The 17,069-nt window shown below is 73.6% G+C and carries 13 protein-coding genes; 7 read left to right on the top strand and 6 right to left on the bottom strand.

The window, feature by feature from the left end; genetic code table 11:
* Positions 1-4: 4 nt before the first annotated feature.
* Positions 5-1,144 (bottom strand): App1 family protein, encoded by a 1,140-nt coding sequence (locus DFJ68_RS16440; RefSeq protein WP_121034657.1) that lies wholly within the window; start codon positions 1,142-1,144, stop codon positions 5-7.
* Positions 1,145-1,232: 88 nt separating this feature from the next.
* On the opposite strand from DFJ68_RS16440, the gene DFJ68_RS16435 reads away from it, so the two are divergent.
* From DFJ68_RS16435 to DFJ68_RS16420, 4 genes are all read left to right on the top strand, one after another.
* Positions 1,233-1,868, top strand: coding sequence for an N-acetyltransferase (locus DFJ68_RS16435; RefSeq protein ID WP_121034656.1), 636 nt, complete (start codon positions 1,233-1,235; stop codon positions 1,866-1,868).
* A gap of 176 nt (positions 1,869-2,044) precedes the next feature.
* The gene (locus tag DFJ68_RS16430) at positions 2,045-2,419 is read left to right on the top strand and encodes a MerR family transcriptional regulator (RefSeq protein ID WP_121034655.1); all 375 of its coding nucleotides are present in this window, start codon (positions 2,045-2,047) and stop codon (positions 2,417-2,419) included.
* Positions 2,420-2,591: 172 nt separating this feature from the next.
* A complete protein-coding gene (locus tag DFJ68_RS16425) occupies positions 2,592-4,094 on the top strand; it encodes a SulP family inorganic anion transporter (RefSeq protein ID WP_121034654.1) in 1,503 nt (500 codons plus the stop codon).
* Positions 4,095-4,203: 109 nt separating this feature from the next.
* Entirely contained in the window at positions 4,204-6,123 is a 1,920-nt protein-coding gene (locus DFJ68_RS16420) for a penicillin-binding transpeptidase domain-containing protein (RefSeq protein WP_121034653.1), read from the top strand.
* Between the two features lie 158 nt (positions 6,124-6,281).
* On the opposite strand, the gene DFJ68_RS16415 is transcribed toward DFJ68_RS16420, so the two are convergent.
* A complete protein-coding gene (locus DFJ68_RS16415) occupies positions 6,282-8,354 on the bottom strand; it encodes an N-acetylmuramoyl-L-alanine amidase (RefSeq protein ID WP_245963709.1) in 2,073 nt (690 codons plus the stop codon).
* A 220-nt stretch (positions 8,355-8,574) separates the two neighbouring features.
* Here DFJ68_RS16415 and DFJ68_RS16410 point away from each other — a divergent pair, with 220 nt between their 5' ends.
* Complete coding sequence (locus tag DFJ68_RS16410; RefSeq protein ID WP_211333404.1) at positions 8,575-9,246, top strand: hypothetical protein; 672 nt, start codon at positions 8,575-8,577, stop codon at positions 9,244-9,246.
* A gap of 241 nt (positions 9,247-9,487) precedes the next feature.
* On the opposite strand, the gene DFJ68_RS16405 is transcribed toward DFJ68_RS16410, so the two are convergent.
* A complete protein-coding gene (locus DFJ68_RS16405) occupies positions 9,488-11,575 on the bottom strand; it encodes a M4 family metallopeptidase (RefSeq protein WP_245963708.1) in 2,088 nt (695 codons plus the stop codon).
* Between the two features lie 189 nt (positions 11,576-11,764).
* Positions 11,765-12,475 (bottom strand): molybdenum cofactor guanylyltransferase, encoded by a 711-nt coding sequence (gene mobA / locus DFJ68_RS16400; RefSeq protein ID WP_170165804.1) that lies wholly within the window; start codon positions 12,473-12,475, stop codon positions 11,765-11,767.
* Positions 12,476-12,500: 25 nt separating this feature from the next.
* Between mobA and fdhD the strand changes: the two genes are divergently transcribed.
* Positions 12,501-13,349: a formate dehydrogenase accessory sulfurtransferase FdhD gene (gene fdhD, locus DFJ68_RS16395; protein ID WP_121034650.1), complete on the top strand. Its 849-nt coding sequence runs from the start codon at positions 12,501-12,503 to the stop codon at positions 13,347-13,349.
* Positions 13,350-13,391: 42 nt separating this feature from the next.
* Entirely contained in the window at positions 13,392-13,715 is a 324-nt protein-coding gene (locus DFJ68_RS16390) for a YciI family protein (protein WP_121034649.1), read from the top strand.
* Between the two features lie 414 nt (positions 13,716-14,129).
* Here the strand turns inward: DFJ68_RS16390 and DFJ68_RS16385 are convergent, their stop codons facing one another.
* Both DFJ68_RS16385 and DFJ68_RS16380 read right to left on the bottom strand, forming a co-directional pair.
* Entirely contained in the window at positions 14,130-15,764 is a 1,635-nt protein-coding gene (locus DFJ68_RS16385; RefSeq protein WP_121034648.1) for an ABC-F family ATP-binding cassette domain-containing protein, read from the bottom strand.
* A 9-nt stretch (positions 15,765-15,773) separates the two neighbouring features.
* A complete protein-coding gene (locus tag DFJ68_RS16380; RefSeq protein WP_245963707.1) occupies positions 15,774-16,991 on the bottom strand; it encodes a molybdopterin molybdotransferase MoeA in 1,218 nt (405 codons plus the stop codon).
* Positions 16,992-17,069 lie beyond the last annotated feature (78 nt).

Genomic DNA, 17,069 nt, shown 5'->3' with positions numbered 1-17,069 from the left:
GGCGTCAGCCTCCCAGATCGCGCGGATGCCGGGGGGCCACGTCGGGGCGGACCCCTTCGAGCCCGGGTCGCGAGGGCTGTTCCGCCGCCGCGACGGGCGGGCCCACCGAACCGGCCTCGTCGAGCAGCCGCAGCAGCGTGTGGCCGTCGGGCGCGGTGTACGTCGGCACCGAGCGGATCGCCGGGCGCGACGGGAGGTCGATCAGCTGGAGGCCGTGCGCGAGCACCTGCTCGGTCGGCGAGAGCTGGCGGATGCAGACCGCCTCGACGACGTCGGGGCGGGCCTCGACGAAGTCGGCGTAGATGCTCGGGTCGTGCTGGCCGTCGTCGCCCACCAGCAGCCACCGGATGCCGGGGAAGTCGCGGGCCAGCCGGTCGAGGCACTGCCGCTTGTGGGCGAGACCGCTGCGGAACCAGCCGGTGTTGGTCGGCCCCCAGTCGGTGAGCAGCAGCGGCCCGAGGGGGTAGCCCCCCTCGGCGAGGAAGCGGGTCAGGGTGGGGGCGGTGTTCCACGCCCCGGTCGACACGTAGACCGTGGGCGCCCCCGGGTGCGCGCTGAGCAGCCGCCGGTACATCGGGGCCATACCCGACACCGCGTGCCGCGAGTTGCCCCGGCGCACGAAGGTGTTCCACGCGGCGATGAGGGGGCGCGGCAGCGACGTCGTGATGACGGTGTCGTCGATGTCGCTGACGAGGCCGAACGTCACGTCGTCGCCGACGATGAAGACGTCGGCCGCCACGGGGTCGGCGTTCTGGGCGCGCACGACGACCTGCTGCCACCCGGGCGGCAGCCCGTGGTCGGTCGCGACGAGGTCGATGTAGCCGCCACGGTCGCTGCGCGCGTAGATCTCGCGCTCGCCGATGGTCACCGTGACCGGGACGTGGCTGGCCTTGGCCTGCACGAAGACCCGCCAGCCGCGCTCCGACTCCGAGGGAGCGAGCGCGCCGGTGGCGTCCTGGCGCTCGGGCGGGCCTGCAGCGCCTCGGCGTCCGAGCACGACCCGGGCGAAGACGCGCACGAACGACGTCGAGCCGTACCCGATGTGGGTGATGACCCGGTTGCCCCAGCCCCGCCCGCGCAGCACGCGCTCGACCTGGGCGTTGACGGCATCCTCGATGAGGGCGGCCGCGTGCGGTCGGGACATGCAGTCAACCTACGCCACGGGCAGGTCCCGGAGGGGTCGCTGCGCGGACGCCCCGGCGAACGGGAGGCGACGACGGTTGGATGGGGCCGTGCACCCCATCGCAGAGGCCCTGACCCGTGCCGCCAACGGCGACTTCCCGCCCGTCGACGGCGTCGTCGAGCGGGTCGCCCCCTGGCGCGACGGGGTCGAGGGCGTGCTCGCGATGACGGGTCACGCGCTGCTCGCGGTGGGCGGCGACGTGACGGCCGAGCAGGTGGAGGCCCTGGGCGGCAACGGCTTCGGCGGCGCGAGCGGCCCGCGGCTCGTCGCCGGCCTCGCCGGCACCGGGTGGATCGACGCGCTCGACATCGTCCTCGTCGCGGGCGGGGTCGGCGGCGAACCCGGCCTCGTGCCCCGCAGCGACCTGCGCAACCACCCGCGCGCCCAGCACGCGACGTCGGTGCGCAGCGAGGTGGCCACGTTCGGCCACGTCGCCGTCGACGACCACACCCTCGTCACGCTCTCGCGCGGCATCGGCGGCCTCCCCGAGGTCGGCGTCGAGGCCGACCCGCGCCACGAGGGCGTGGGCGCCGACCTCGCCGCCGCCGCCCTCACGCTCGTGCCCGAGGGCGAGGTGGTCGTCGCGGCCTGCGCCCCGGGCAACGCCCGCGCCCTGCGTGCCTTCCTCGGCGCCGGATGGGTCCCGGTGGCCTCGGTGCAGCTGTGGCACCCCGCCCGCGGCTGACGCAGAGCCGCCCCACGGATGCCGTCCCGCTGGCCCGAGTTGGACCCTACCCTCACGTGAGGGTAGGGTTTGCGACGGCCGGCATGAACGTCGACCACGGCCGCACGACAGGGCCATGCCCGACTCCCGGCCGAGAGGACCACGTGCGCGAGAACCGTTCGACCGCAACGAGTCTCATGCAGATCGGTGAGGTCGCCGAGCGAACCGGCCTGAGCCTGCGCACGATCCGTCACTACGAGGAGGTCGGGCTGCTGCCCGAGTCGGAGCGCAGCCCCGGAGGCTTCCGCCTCTACGGCGAGGCCGCGGTGCAGCGCCTGCTGCTCGTCAAGCAGATGAAGCCACTCGACTTCAGCCTCGACGAGATGCGTGACCTCATCGAGGTCCGTGACCGCCTCGCGTCACCGCGGCTCTCCCAGCGCACCCGGACGCAGCTGCTCGAGCGGGTGCACACCTACCGCAGCCTCGTCGAGCACAAGCTCGACACCCTCGAGCAGCGGGTGCAGACCGCCCGCGCGTTCCACGACCAGCTGACGTCCGAGACCGCTCCCTGAGCGGACCCGGCACCCATCCGCCGCCCGCCGGCGACGCACCGACCCACGCGGCCACAGCGGCCGCACCGGCCCACCGGCCCACCGGCCCCGTCCACCCTCACTTCCCCGCACGTCCGCCGACGTCCCCGTCCCTCGGTGCGCCCCGTCGCGCCCCCAGCCCACAGAAGGCCCCATGTCCACAGCCGTCCGCCCCCGCGCCGACGCCGACGTCACGTCGGTGCGCGCCGCGCTCCGCTCCCCCGCCCGCCTGCGCACCGAGGTGCTCGGCGGCCTCGTCGTGGCCCTCGCCCTGGTCCCCGAGGCGATCTCGTTCTCGATCATCGCCGGGGTCGACCCCCGCGTCGGCCTCTTCGCCTCGTTCACCATGGCCGTCTCGATCGCCTTCCTCGGCGGCCGGCCGGCCATGATCTCGGCCGCCACCGGTGCCGTCGCCCTCGTCATCGCGCCGGTCGTGCGGGAGCACGGCCTCGACTACCTCCTGGCGACCGTGATCCTCGGCGGCCTGCTGCAGGTCGTGCTCGGCCTGCTCGGGGTGGCCCGGCTCATGCGCTTCGTGCCGCGCTCGGTCATGGTGGGCTTCGTCAACGCCCTCGCCATCCTCATATTCCTCGCGCAGGTGCCGCACCTCGTGGGCGTGCCCTGGGCGGTCTACCCGCTCGTCGCCGTCGGCATCGCCGTCATCGTCCTCCTGCCGCGCGTGACCACCGTCGTCCCCGCGCCGCTCGTCGCCATCGTCGCCCTCACCGCGGTCACCGTGCTCACGGCCCTCGCCGTGCCGACCGTCGGCGACGAGGGCCGCCTGCCCGAGAGCCTGCCGACGCTGCTCGTGCCGAACGTGCCGTTCACCCTCGAGACGCTGCAGACCATCGCCCCCTACGCCCTCGCGATGGCCCTCGTCGGCCTCATGGAGTCGCTCATGACGGCGAAGCTCGTCGACGACGTCACCGACACCCCGTCGAACAAGACGCGCGAGTCGTGGGGCCAGGGCGTCGCCAACGTCGTCACCGGCTTCTTCGGCGGGATGGGCGGCTGCGCCATGATCGGCCAGACGATGATCAACGTGAAGGCCTCTCGGGCCCGCACCCGCATCTCGACCTTCCTCGCCGGTGTCTTCCTGCTCGTGCTCGTCGTCGGCCTCGGCGACGTCGTCGCGGTCATCCCCATGGCCGCCCTCGTCGCCGTCATGGTCATGGTCTCGGTCGGCACGATGGACTGGCACAGCCTGCGCCCGTCCACGCTGCGCCGGATGCCGCTCAGCGAGACCGCGGTCATGGTCGCCACCGTCGCCGTCGTCGTCGTCACCCACAACCTCGCCATCGGGGTCGTCGTCGGAGTGCTCGTCGCGATGGTGCTCTTCGCCCGCCGGGTCGCCCACCTCACCCGCGTCGTCGAGGTGGCCCACCCCGACGAGGACACCCGTGTCTACGCCGTCGAGGGCGAGCTGTTCTTCGCCTCGAGCAACGACCTCGTCACCCAGTTCGACTACGCCGCCGACCCCGCGAACGTCGTCATCGACCTCTCGCGCGCGCACGTCTGGGACGCCTCCACCGTCGCCACCCTCGACGCCATCACGACCCGCTACGCCGCCCGCGGCACGACGGTCACGATCACCGGTCTCGACCCCGCCAGCCGCGCCCGCCACGAGCGGCTCGCCGGTCACCTCGCCCCGCACTGAGCGCGCGCGGCGCGGAGCCCGCGACCCGGCATCCTCACGGCATCGTCACGGCTGCGACGTCGTCGTCGTCGTGAGGATGCCGACAGCCGTGGCCCTTACGGTGGGGCGCATGACCCACCGCCCCCGCCGTGCCACGACGACCCTCGCCCTCGCGTCGGTGCTCACCGTCTCGGTGGCCTCGGGCTGCTCGCTCTTCGAGAGCGACCCCGACCCGTCCGACCCGGCGAAGGCGCTCGCGGCCGGACTCGCCAAGGGTGACCTCGCGGGGGTGCCGCTCAGCGGATCGACCCCGGCGGGGGCGTCGACGTTCGTCACCGACGCGTACGAGGGCATGGGCGGGCTCAAGCCGGCCGTGACGATGACGTCGGTCACCCGCGACGAGGGCGCCGACACGGCGAAGGCCACGCTGCGTGCGACGTGGGACGTCGCGAAGACCGGCCAGGACTGGACCTACGACACGACCGCCTCGATGACGCTCGTCGACGGGGCGTGGCAGGTGGCGTGGTCGCCCTCGCTCGTCGCCCCGCAGCTACAGGCCGACGAGACGCTGCGCCTCTCGCGCACGTGGCCGAAGCGCGCCGACATCGTCGACGCGTTGGGGCAGCCGATCGTCACCGAGCGCGAGGTGACGGTCGTCGGCATCGACAAGACCCGGGTGTCGGGAGCGCAGGCCGCGGCGTCGGCGAAGGCACTGGCCGGCATCCTCGACATCGACCCCGACGCCTTCGCGAAGAAGGTGGCCACGGCCGGGGCCAAGGCGTTCGTGCCCGGTCTCACGCTGCGCCGGACCGACCCGGCGCTGACGAGGAACGTGGCCCGCATCGACGCCGTCGACGGCGCCCTGCGCCAGCCCGAGCTGCGCCAGCTCGGGCCCACGCGCACGTGGGCCGCCCCGGTGCTCGGCACCGTGGCCGAGGCCACCGCCGAGCAGGTGAAGGACAGCAAGGGCGTGCTCGCCGCCGGTGACGACGTCGGACAGAACGGGCTGCAGTACCGCTACGACGGGCAGCTGCGTGGCACCCCCGGGCTCGCGGTGCAGGCCGTGACGACGGGCGCCGACGGCAGCGTCGTCGACCGCCGCGAGGTGTTCGCCGAGGCGAGCAAGGACGGCACCCCGCTCGAGCTGAGCCTCGACCAGAAGGCGCAGACGGCCGCCGAGGCGGCCCTGGCCGAGCAGACCGAGCGGCCCACCGCCCTCGTCGCCGTGCGGGTCTCGACGGGTGAGGTGCTCGCCGCCGCCGTCGGGCCGGGCGCGAACGGCTCGACGCTGGCGCTGGCGGGCAAGAACCCACCCGGCTCGACGTTCAAGATCATCAGCTCGCTCGCCCTCGTGCGGCAGGGCGCCACCGCACAGACGCCGCTGTCGTGCACCCCGACACTCACCGTGAACGGGCGTCGCTTCGGCAACTACACCGGCTACCCGACCGCGAAGCTGGGACAGATCCCGCTGCAGACCGCGCTCGCCTACTCGTGCAACACCGCCTTCATCAGCCAGTACCGGAAGGTGTCGCAGGACCAGCTCATCTCCGCCGCGCAGTCGCTCGGAGTGGGCGAGAAGCTCGACCTGCCCTTCACCGGGTTCCTCGGCTCGGTGCCGCCGACCGACGACGTCGTCGAGCACGCCGCGTCGTTCATCGGTCAGGGTCGCGTCGAGGCCTCGCCCCTGACGATGGCGCTCGTCGTCGCCTCGGTGATGAAGGGTGAGACCGTGCGCCCGACGCTCGTCGAGTCGGCCCCGGCCCTGCCGGCGCCCGCCACGCCGCTGACGCCGGCGGAGGCCGCCGTGCTCAAGCAGGAGATGCGGGCCGTCGTCACGGAGGGGTCGGGCAAGGTGCTGGCCCAGGTCGGGGTGCAGTACGCCAAGACCGGCACCGCCGAGTTCGGCACGACCAACCCCCCGCGGACCCACGCGTGGATGGTGGCCGGCACGGGCGACATCGCCGTCGCCGCCTACAACGAGGAGGGTGAGAGCGGCACGACCGACGCCGCCCCCTTCATCATCGACTTCCTGAAGCGCTACGAGGGCTGAGCGGCGGGCCTCAGGGGCCGGCCGTGCCCACTCGACGGGGGCCACGCGCCCTCTCGACGGGGGCTACGCGCCCTCTCGACGGGGCGTGACGTGGAGGATGCCGGCACGCCCGGGTGGGCGTGCCGGCATCCTCGCGTCGTGGCCGGGTCGTGCCCGCGCTACTTCGCCCGGACGACGTCGACGTCGGCGGCGCGCACGAAGGCGAACCGGTGGCCGAGGCTGATCTGGTAGTAGCGGTCGCCACCGACGACGTCGACGTGGTCGTCGGGCGTGTCGGTGCTGAACGTCGTCGCGCGGTAGTAGTCGGTCGGCACGGTGAGGTCACCGACGGCGTACCGCTGGCCCGCGGCGACCGTGTACTGCAGCGGCGCGAGGGCCTGGACGGGGATGCCGGCCGGGTAGGCCGACGCCTCCGGATAGGCCCGGCCGTAGACCGGCGCCGAGGCGAGGCCCGCCTTGGGCGTGACGTACTTGCCCTTGACGGGTAGGGCCGTCGGGGCGCTGCGCGGGTTCCAGAACCAGCCCTTGACGCCGTTGAACCAGATGGCGGTCCAGTCGCCGCGGCGCTCCGCCACGGCGAACTCGAGGCCCGCCTGGGCGCGGGCGCCGATGTCGCTCACCTGCGTCGTGGCCGGCGAGCCGTCGGGCTTGAGGCCGACGTCGTTGACGAGCGGGGCCGTCGGGCTGGCGTCGGAGCGCAGGTAGACGAAGTTGGTGCCGAGGGGGGCGCACGGCGACGACGTCGTCTCGCAGCCGGTGACGGGCTGCTTGTTGCTCTCGTAGCGGGGCAGGATCCGCACGAGGTCGGTGGCCTTGCGGTCGGCCGCGCTCGTCTGGCGCAGCGGCGCCCCGAGCAGCTGGAAGTAGTGCTCCCAGTCCCAGTAGGGACCCGGGTCCCAGTGCATCGTCGGCACGTTGGCCGGTGTCACGCCCGGGATCTGGTCGTGGCCGAAGACGTGCTGCATGTCGAGCGGGATGTCGTACTTCCGCGCCAGGTACTTCACGAGGCGCGCCGACGAGCGGTACATCGGCTCGCTGAACCACAGGGCACCCGTCGCGGCGTAGCCCTCGTGCTCGAGGCCGATCGAGTGCATGTTGACGTACCAGTTGCCCGCGTGCCAGCCGACGTCCTGCGGCGCGAGGTGCTGCGCGACGTGGCCGTCCGACGAGCGCAGCGTGTAGTTCCAGGCCAGGTAGGTCGGGTCGGTGACGAGCTGCAGGGTCGTGTCGTAGCTCGCCTCCGTGTTGTGAATGACGATGTTCGTGATCTTCGGCGCCTTGGGCCGGTTCGCGAGGTCGTGGTTGCCGTAGTCGCCGGCCCCCTCGCCCGTCTTCTCGTAGGGCGCGGGGATCCACTCGCAGTCGAGTGCCTTGGGGCAGTCGACCGGGCCGTTCGTCGCGCCGGCGCGCAGCTTGAGCCCGGCGAGCTGACCCCGCTGGGGCGTCACCTTCGCGGGCAGCAGGCCGAGGCGCTTGCCGTCGACGGTCTGGCGGGAGGCGCCCGAGGCGATGACGGCGTACGCGTCGTCGGCGAAGCCCTCGGCCGCCGCCCGGTCGCCCGTGCCGGAGGCGTCGGCGACCGCGGCGTACCACTGCCCCGCGTCGCTCGTGGCCCCCGTCGGGTGGCCGAGGCGTCGCTGGGTGTCGGCGAGCAGCGCGGCGCCGCCGCGGATGTTGGCCAGCTCGTCGGTGCGCAGCGCGTCCTTCGTCAGGCCGGTCAACCGGGCCGCGCGGCCGAGCGTGTCGGCGAGGCGGGCGTCACCGGATGCCGTGCCGTCCGCCCCCGCGGTCGCTGTCGTCGTCGCCGTGCCGAGGGTGCCGAGGGTGCCGAGGCCCTTGCCCTCCGCGGGCGAGCCGAGGGCGGCGTCGACGAGGTGCATGGGGCCGTAGCCGCCGGTCGTGCTGTGACCGGGGTGGAAGTCCCACCGGGTCTGGGCGTACGAGACCGCCTCGAGCACGGTCCGGGGCACGCCGAACTCGCGGGAGGCGGCGGCGAAGGCCCGCTCGCGGCTCCCGGCGTCGCTGCCGACGCTCACCGCGGACGGGGCACCGCTGGCGCCCGAGTCGGCGGCCGCCACGGCGGAGCCGGAGGCGGCGAGGCCGGCCACGAGGGTCACGGCGCAGGTGACCGAGGTGACGGCGAAGGCCGCCGTCCGTCCTCGCCTGCGTGGGGGTCTGGGGCCACCGGCCGGGTCGTCGGGGGTGGGTGTCGGGCTCAGGTCGTCTGTCACGCGAGCCCCTCCTTCCGGGCGTCGTGACGCCCTCTCGTCGCAGTCGCATCAGGCCCGGTCCGGTTGCCGGGCCTCGTCGAGCCTTCACCCGTCGACGCCGGCCCGCCACCCGAAGTTCGGCCGGCGGTGGTCGATTCGCCACGCCGCGGACGTGCATCGGGCGCGGCGATGGCGCACTATGGACGGCATGGGGGCGAAGGGCTTGGCGTCAGGGCTGGCCGTGTGCGCACTCGCTCTGGGCGGGTGCGCCTCCGTGCTGCCCGATGACGGCTCCGGCGCGCCCGGTGGCGACACCGCGAGCACCGCGCCGGCCGACCCCGACGGGTCCGACGGGTCCGGGTCGCCCACCGCCGGCGGCGGCGTGGGCGGTCTCGACGGGCTCGGGGACCCGGGTGTGGGCGGGGTGCAGGGCGGCGACGTCGGCGGAGCCGGTCGCGGGTCGGCCGCCCCGATCTTCCCCCTGACCGTGCACCGCACCGGCGGCATCGCCGGGTTCGACGACCGGCTCACGCTGCGAGCCGACGGCCGCGTCATCGTCAACACCCTGTCGGTGCACGACCGGCTGTGCACCCTGAGCGGCGCCACGCGCTCGCAGATGATGACGGCGCTCGAGATCCTGAAGGTCGACCCGCTGGCCCCCGGAGGTCTCGGCGTGAGCGGGCAGGGCAGCGACGACGGGGTGCCTGCCGGTGGCGGCGACCTCGACGGTTCGAACGGACCCAGCGACCCCATCGTCGTCACGGTGACCGACCACCACGGCCGGGTCGTCGACCTCTCCGACGCCTCCCTCGGGTCCGTCAGCACCATGGTGAACGGCCTGCTCACCGACGTGACCCTGACGACGCCCGCCGTCACCAGCTGCACCACGCCGACCACGCCCCCCGCGAGCTGAGGCACCGGCCGGGCCACCCGGCATCCACCCCTGCCTGGCTCGGCCCGGTTCGGCTCGGCTTGGCGAACACACCGAGCAATGAGCAGATCCGCGTGTTGCAACTCGCGGACCTCCTCATTGCTCGGTGTGTTCGCCGGCACGTCGAGAGGCCACGTCCCGACGGGGGTCAGGACGTGGCCTGTCGACGGCTTGGTCGGCCGGGTGGGCCGGCGTCAGGACGCGGCCTCTCGACGGTGGCGGGTCAGAACGAGGTGGCCACGTCGTCGAAGACGAAGCTCGTCTGGGCCGAGGAGTCCTCGGTCGCGGCGAACTTGAGCGAGACCGACTGGCCCTTCCAAGCGCTGAGGTCGACCGTCACCTGCGACCACGTCGCCTTGGGCGACGACAGGTTCGAGTAGCTCTTGACGGCGGTGCCTCCGACCGAGACCGTCGCCTTGTCGTAGGCCGTCGAGGTCGTCGTCTCCGCGGTGTCGACGCGCACCCAGTAGGTCAGCGTCGGCGACGTCGCGCTCGAGGGGACCGCGATGGTCTGGGCCTCGTTCTCGCTGGCGGTCGTGCCGTTGCCGCCGAGCCACATCTTCCACGAGCCCCCGTGCGCCGGGCGCCCGGAGTCGTTCGTGATGGGGCCGCTGCTCCCGGTCCAGCCGGTCTGCCCCGACTCGAAGCCGCCGTTCGTCACGCCGGTGCCGGTGGTGGGGGGAGGCGTCGTGCCGCCACCGCACGTCTCGCTCGTCGCGACGACCGAGATGGCCGAGAACGCGGCCTCGACCGAGGAGCACTCGGCGCTGCCGGCGCCGTAGAGGTCCTTCGCCGCGCGGACGGCGCCGGTGCGGGCGTTCGAGTACGTGCTCGAGCTCGTCAGGTACGTCGACAGCGTGCGGTACCAGATCTTCTCGGCCTTCTGGTGGCTGATGCCGGTGACGGTGCCGCCGTTGCAGGTGGGGCTGTTGTAGCTGACGCCGTTGATGGTCTTGGCGCCCGAGCCCTCGCTGAGCAGGTAGTACCAGTGGTTGAGCGGGCCCGACGAGTAGTGCGGGTCCAGGCCCTTGAGCGAGCTGCTCCAGCAGTCCTTCGACGCGCCGTCCTTGCTCGGCTTGTCCATGTAGCGCAGCGGGGTGCCGTTTCCGTTGAGGTTGACCTCCTCGCCGATGAGGTAGTCCGGGGTGTCGGAGGGGTTGTTGGCGTACCACTCGACGGCGGTGCCGAAGATGTCGGAGGTCGCCTCGTTGAGGCCGCCCGACTCGCCGGAGTACGTGAGGTTCGCCGTGTTCTCGGTGACGCCGTGGCTCATCTCGTGCCCGGCGACGTCGAGCTCGACGAGGGGGTGGGTGTTGCTCGCGCCGTCGCCGTAGGTCATCTGGGTGCCGTCCCAGAAGGCGTTCGAGTAGTTGCTGCCGTAGTGGACGCGGCTGCGGGCGCCCGTGCCGTTGTTCCAGATGCCGGCGCGGCCGAGCTGCGTGTTGTAGTAGTCGTACGTCTTCTCGGCGCCGTAGTGCGCGTCGACGGCGGCCGACTGGCGGCTGCTGACCGAGCCGTTGCCCCACTGGTCGTCGGCGTCGGTGAACGTCGTGCCGGTGCCGGACGTCGCCCCGTTGAGGTCGGTCGTGTAGTTGCCGATCGAGTCGCGCAGCTGGTGGCTGCCCCCGCTCGAGGTCGTGCCGAGGCTGACGGTGCCGACGAAGATGCCCTGGCCGGTGCCGTGCTTGATCTCGTCGAAGCTCGTGAGGGTCGCGCCGGTCGTCGCGTCGACGACGGTGTGCAGGCGCGAGGGCGTCTGGTCGGCCTGGACGCCGGTCGTGACGACGTCGTAGGCCAGGCGGGGCCCGGTCGCGCCCTGGAAGACGACGAGCTCGCCGGCGCCGGTGCGCTTGCCCGCGGCGCGCGAGGTGGCCGCGGCGGTCGCCTCGGCGCGCGACCGGTCGATGCGGGGGGTGAGGCTGGCCGGCCGCACGGCCTTGCGGAGGTTGTACGTCGTGCCGGTGAGCGTGCCTGACGTGTCGCGGTGGGCCACGAGGTCGCCGCCGATGACGCGCAGCCCGCCGAGCGTGCGCTCGTAGCGCACGTGCGTGGCCCCGTCGGCGTCCGTGACGACCGAGCGCACGGTGAGCTTCTCGTCGGAGCCGAGGCCGAGGGCGGATGCCGTCGCAGGCGCCTTCGCCTGCTCGGCCGCCTTCAGCGTCGCCTCGTTTCCGGCCGCGGGGGCGGCGGCCGCGGTGCCGGCGGTGCTGGCGGTCGCGCTGGTGGCGGCACCGGCCGGGATCGCCGGCGACACGGCCAGCGCCAGGGCCATGAGGCCCCCGGTCGCCAGCCCGGACTTCAGTCGGTTCACGTGTCTCTCCTTGGAAGGGAGCGGCCTCTCGCCGCTCGACGTGGGCCCGGACATCGCGTGGTCGGCGACCGCCCTGAGGCCGGGGGCGACGTTGGCAGCCGTCACGAGCGAGGGTCAACGGCCTTGCCGTTTCTTTGCCAACCGGAGGTGGAGACTTGGCCGGCGCTTTCCCGCTCTGCGACGTCGGGCTTACCGGTCTGCGGACGCACTCCCAGACTCGGCCTCGTCACCAGGCCGCGAATCCCGTTGCGGCTGAACCGGATCGGATCTGGACAGTTCGGACAGCAGGGCGCGCACGGCCGCGAGGTCGGCGGGGGTGTCGACGTCCACCACGTCGCCGTCGTGGGGCACCGGTCGCACCTCGAGGTCGCCGACGAGGCTGCGGACGCTGCGGCCGACCACGCCGTCGCCCTCGGCGAGCGCGCGCAGCCGACCGGCCAGGAGGGCGGTGGGCCATGCCGCGCAGAGCCAGTTGAGACGCCCGTCCGGGTCGGCGGTGACCGCCGGCGAGGGCGGGGTCTGCAGAGCGTGCTCCCGCAACCGCTCGAGATGCTCGTGGCTGACGAGCGGCAGGTCACCGGCGAGGACGACGACCACGTCGGCCGTCGACCCCAGCACGTACGGCAGCGCGGTCGCGAGTGCGGCGACCGGCCCGGCATCCGGCTGCGCGTCGGCGACCACCCGGGTGCCCGCAGGGACCCCCTTGCTGCGGCCGACGACGACGACCGGCCACGGGGCCGCGGCGGCGACGACCCGGTCGACCACGGTGCGTCCACCCACGTCGAGGGCAGGCTTGTGGGTGCCCATGCGGCTCGAGCGGCCGCCGGTGAGCACGACGGCCACGGTGGCGGCGCCGGGGTGGCCGGGCGCGGTGCCGGGGGTGCCCGCGCTGCCGACCATGCGGCGAGTCTGGCACGCTGGAGCCATGGGTCGGGTCACGGTTCGCAGGCGGGTCACCCGCATCGACGTCGAGGCGGCGACCACGAGCACCGGCCCCGACACCATCAGCGTCGAGGAGCCCCTCGAGCTGCGCGTCGGCGGTTCGGCCCTCACGGTGACGATGCGCACGCCCGGTCACGACATCGAGCTCGTGCACGGCTTCCTCCTCGGTGAGGGGCTGATCCGCTCGGCTGACGACGTGCGCATGGCGCGGTACTGCGAGGGCGCGGTCGTCTCCGGCGAGACCGGGGTCGACGAGAACACGTACAACGTCGTCGACGTCACGCTCGCCGAGGGCGTGGCGCTGCCGCCGGCCTCCGCGGCGCGGTCGTTCTTCACGAACTCCTCGTGCGGCGTCTGCGGCAAGGCGAGCATCGAACAGCTGCGCACGACGAGCGCGCACGACATCCGGTCCGACCGCACGGAGATAGCCGCCAAGGTGGTCGTCGAGATGCCCGACACCCTGCGGCGCCACCAGCGGTCGTTCGAGCGCACGGGCGGGCTGCACGCGGCGGGGCTGTTCACCGCCGACGGCGACCTGCTCGTCGCGCGCGAGGACGTCGGCCGCCACAACGCCGTCGACAAGGTGGTCGGCTGGGCCGCCCTCAACGGGCACCTGCCCGGCACGGGTCTCGTGCTCATGGTCTCGAGCCGGGCGTCGTTCGAGCTGACCCAGAAGGCCGTCATGGCCGGGATCCCCTGTCTCGCAGCGGTGTCCGCGCCCTCGTCACTCGCCGTCGAGGCCGCGGAGGATGCCGGCCTCACCCTGCTCGGGTTCGTCCGCGGCACGCGCCTCAACGTCTACGCCGGCGCCGAGCGCGTCACGACCAGCTGACCCCACGACCACCCGACCGCCGTTCACCGAGCAGGAGCCGACGTGCCCGTCTTCGCGATCCACTACACCTACCCCGACGACAACACCGAGATGCTGACGATCCGCCCGCAGCACCGTGACTGGCTCGCGCAGCTGCCGGGTCTACGGGTCGCCGGCGCGTACCAGCCGGCGCTCGACGAGGTGTCCGAGGGCGAGCCGACCTCCCAGGAGCCGGTCAACGGCGGCCTCATCGTCGTCGAGGCCGACAGCCTCGAGGACGTCACCACGACCTTCGACGAGGACCCCTACTGGCAGAACGGCTACATCCTGCGGCGCGTCGTGCGCCAGTGGGACCCGCCGCTCGGGCCCTGGGCCACTGGCGCCTGACCCGACACCCCCTCGGCGTCACGAACTGGCCACTCGACGTGCCCTGACCGTCGAGAGGCCACTTCTCGACGCACCCCCGACGTCACGAACTGGCCACTCGACGTGCCCTGACCGTCGAGAGGCCACTTCTCGACGCACCCCCGACGTCACGAACTGGCCTCTCGACGGTTTCAGACGTCCGTGTATGGGCGGTTTCGCGTTGCGTGTTCGTGCAACGGGCGGCCCAGATCCAGGCCCTGTGCGCGATGGTGTGCGCGGAGGTTCGCCGGCGCCGTGACGGGTGGCCCGGCGGGCGCCTCGGGTGGCAGCGCTGCGCCCTTCCCGCAGCCGAGCGCCGACCGTGGTCCCGTCCTCGACACCCTTGTCAGGGAGGGTGTCGAGGGCGGGACGTCACGACCCGCGCCGGATGCCGGGTCAGCCGACGGTGACGCGGCCGGAGTCGACGTGCCAGCGCGCGTCGAGCCGCACGTTCTCGAGCAGCCGGCGGTCGTGCGAGACGAGCAGCAGCGCCCCGTCGTAGGAGTCCAGCGCCTGCTCGAGCTGCTCGATCGCGGGCAGGTCGAGGTGGTTCGTCGGCTCGTCGAGCACGAGCAGGTTGACGCCCCGCGCCTGGAGCAGGGCCATGGCCGCGCGGGTGCGCTCGCCGGGTGAGAGCCGACTCACGAGGCTGCCCACCTGGTCGGCCTTGAGGCCGAACTTGGCCAGCAGCGTCCGCCGCTCCGCGGGCACGAGGTCGGGCACGGCCTCGCCGAAGGCGTCCCCGAGTGACAGGTCCTCCCGCAGCCCGGTCCGGGCCTGGTCGATCTCGCCGACGGCCACGCTGGCACCGAGGCCGGCCGACCCGGCATCCGGCGTGAGGCGTCCGAGCAGGAGGCGCAGCAGCGTCGTCTTGCCCGCCCCGTTCGGGCCGGTGATGCCGATGCGGTCGCGGGCGTCGACCTGCGCCGAGACCGGCCCGAACTCGAACTCCCCCAGCCGGATCCGCGCCTCGTTCAGCGTCGCGACGACCGAGCTCGACCGCGGCGCGGACCCGATCGAGAACCGCAGCTTCCACTCCTTGCGTGGCTCGTCGACCTCGTCGAGCCGGGCGATGCGCGACTCCATCTGCCGCACCTTGCGGGCCTGCTTCTCGGCCGAGTCGATGCTCGCCGCCCGTCGGATCTTGTCGTTGTCGGGGCTCTTCTTCATGGCGTTGCGCACGCCCTTGCTGCTCCACTCTCGCTGGGTGCGCGCCCGGCGCTCGAGGTCGGCCTTGGTGTCGGCGAACTCCTCGTACGCCTCTCGGGCGTGCCGGCGGGCCACCTCGCGCTCGTCGAGGTACGACTCGTAGCCGCCGTCGTGCACGGACACCGCGTTCTGCGCGAGGTCGAGCTCGACGACCCGGGTGACGCAGCGGGCGAGGAACTCGCGGTCGTGCGAGACGAGCACGACCCCGGCCCGCAGCCCCCGCACGAAGGACTCGAGCCGCTCGAGGCCGGCGAGGTCGAGGTCGTTGGTCGGCTCGTCGAGCAGCACGACGTCGAAGCGGCTCAGCAGCAGCGCGGCGAGGGCGACCCGCGCGGCCTGCCCACCGGACAGCGAGGTCATGAGGGCCTCGCCGCCGACGTCGAGACCCAGCTCGGCCAGCACCGCGGGGGCACGGTCGTCGAGGTCGGGGGCGCCGCTGGCCAGCCAGTGGTCGAGAGCGGTGGCGTAGGCCTCGTCGGCGGCGGGGTCCGTGCCCAGCGCGGCCGCCCCTGCCTCCATGGCCAGCGTGGCCGCGGCCGCCCCGGTGCGACGGGCGAGGTAGCCCGAGACCGTCTCGCCCTCGAGCCGCTCGTGCTCCTGCGGCAGCCAGCCGACGAAGGCGTCGGGCGGGGCCGTGCTGACAGTGCCGGCGAGCGCCACGACGTCACCGGCGAGCAGACGCAGCAACGTCGTCTTGCCCGCCCCGTTCGCCCCCACGACGCCGACGACGTCGCCCGGGGCGACGGTGAGGTCGAGGTGCTCGAACAGGGTGCGGTGCGCGTGACCCCCGGAGAGGTCCTTGGCGACGAGCGTGGCGGTCACCCGCGAAGCCTAGGGCCGCCCGAGGAGGTGCACGACGACGGCGTCACCCGGCTCGAGGCGGTCGACCTCGGGCGGGACCTCGACGAGGCAGTCGGCCTCGGCGAGCGCCCGCAGGTGGCGCGAGTCGGGCACCGTCACCGTCCCCCGGTCGGCGTGGTGCACGGCGGTCACGAACTGCGTCGTGCGCGGCCGGAACGTGCGAGCGGGCCCGTCGTAGACCGCGTCCACACCCGGGCGCGGCGGCACGCCGTGCCCGGCGTCGACCGCCGGGAGCACGAGCACCCGCCAGCCGACGAAGGCCCCGACGGGTGTGCCGGGCAGGCACACGACGGGCGTGTCGCCCCAGCGCCCTTGGCCCTGGGGCCCGCCCGGCTGCATGGCGAGGTGGTCGAACGAGAAGATGGGCAGCGGCTCGCACACCTGGCGCACGACCTCGAAGGCGCCGGCGCTCACCCCACCGGTGGTGACGACGAGGTCGACCCCTCCCGACGCGTCGAGCCGGTCGAGCAGGGCCCGCAGGCGGTCGGGGTCGTCGTCGCAGGTGAGCACCTCCACGACCTCGCACCCCCCGTCGGCCGCCAGCGCGGCGAGCATCTCGGAGTTGGACTCGTGGATGCCGCCGGGCCCGGCCGTGCGCGTCGGGTCGACGAGCTCGCTCCCCGTCGCGACGACGGCGACGCGGACGCTCGCCCACACCTCGACGTCCGCGCAGCCGGCGGACCGGCCCAGGGCGAGCAGCCCCGGAGTCACCTCGGTGCCGCTCGTGGCGAGGACGTCACCGGTGCGCACGTCCTCGCCGGCGCGGCGGACGTGGCGGCCGGCCTCCGGCACGGCCGAGACCGTGACCGAGTCGGGCGCCGGGCCGGTCCGGGCGGCGTCGGTCAGCTCGACGGGCACGACGGCGACGGCACCGACCGGCATCCGGGCCCCGGTCATGACGCGGGCGGCGACGCCAGTGCGCAACGCGACCCGCGGGACGGCTCCCGCCGGGACGTCGTCGACGACGGCCCACGTCAGGCCGTCGCCCGGGCCGAGGGCGTAGCCGTCCATTGCCGAGGAGTCGAAGCGGGGCAGGTCGTCGGTCGCGACGAGGTCGGATGCGAGACGACGGCCGCACGCCGCGCGGTCGAGCGGCACCGTCACGGCTCGCCCGGGGCCGACCAGTCGCCTCAGCGCTGCCCGGTGGGCGTCGACGGACAGGTGCGGCACCGCGTCAGTCTCCCCCATCGCGTACCGCCTCCGAGACGGGCCCGGCCGGAGCCATCAGGAGCCCGGGCACTTCTGCTGTGATGAGGGAGGTCGTAC

The sequence above is a fragment of the Terracoccus luteus genome (genome assembly GCF_003635045.1).
Classification (GTDB): domain Bacteria; phylum Actinomycetota; class Actinomycetes; order Actinomycetales; family Dermatophilaceae; genus Terracoccus; species Terracoccus luteus.
The sequence above is the reverse complement of the archived record's forward strand: the minus strand, read 5'-3'. Positions and strand labels throughout refer to the sequence as shown.

What these genes read in the sequence shown, in the direction of transcription:
- DFJ68_RS16440 (WP_121034657.1), bottom strand. Translation starts at nt 1,144, where the DNA reads ATGTCCCGACCGCACGCGGCCGCCCTCATCGAGGATGCCGTCAACGCC.
- DFJ68_RS16430 (WP_121034655.1), top strand. Translation starts at nt 2,045, where the DNA reads ATGCAGATCGGTGAGGTCGCCGAGCGAACCGGCCTGAGCCTGCGCACG.
- DFJ68_RS16425 (WP_121034654.1), top strand. Translation starts at nt 2,592, where the DNA reads ATGTCCACAGCCGTCCGCCCCCGCGCCGACGCCGACGTCACGTCGGTG.
- DFJ68_RS16420 (WP_121034653.1), top strand. Translation starts at nt 4,204, where the DNA reads ATGACCCACCGCCCCCGCCGTGCCACGACGACCCTCGCCCTCGCGTCG.
- mobA (WP_170165804.1), bottom strand. Translation starts at nt 12,475, where the DNA reads ATGGTCGGCAGCGCGGGCACCCCCGGCACCGCGCCCGGCCACCCCGGC.
- fdhD (WP_121034650.1), top strand. Translation starts at nt 12,501, where the DNA reads ATGGGTCGGGTCACGGTTCGCAGGCGGGTCACCCGCATCGACGTCGAG.
- DFJ68_RS16380 (WP_245963707.1), bottom strand. Translation starts at nt 16,991, where the DNA reads ATGGGGGAGACTGACGCGGTGCCGCACCTGTCCGTCGACGCCCACCGG.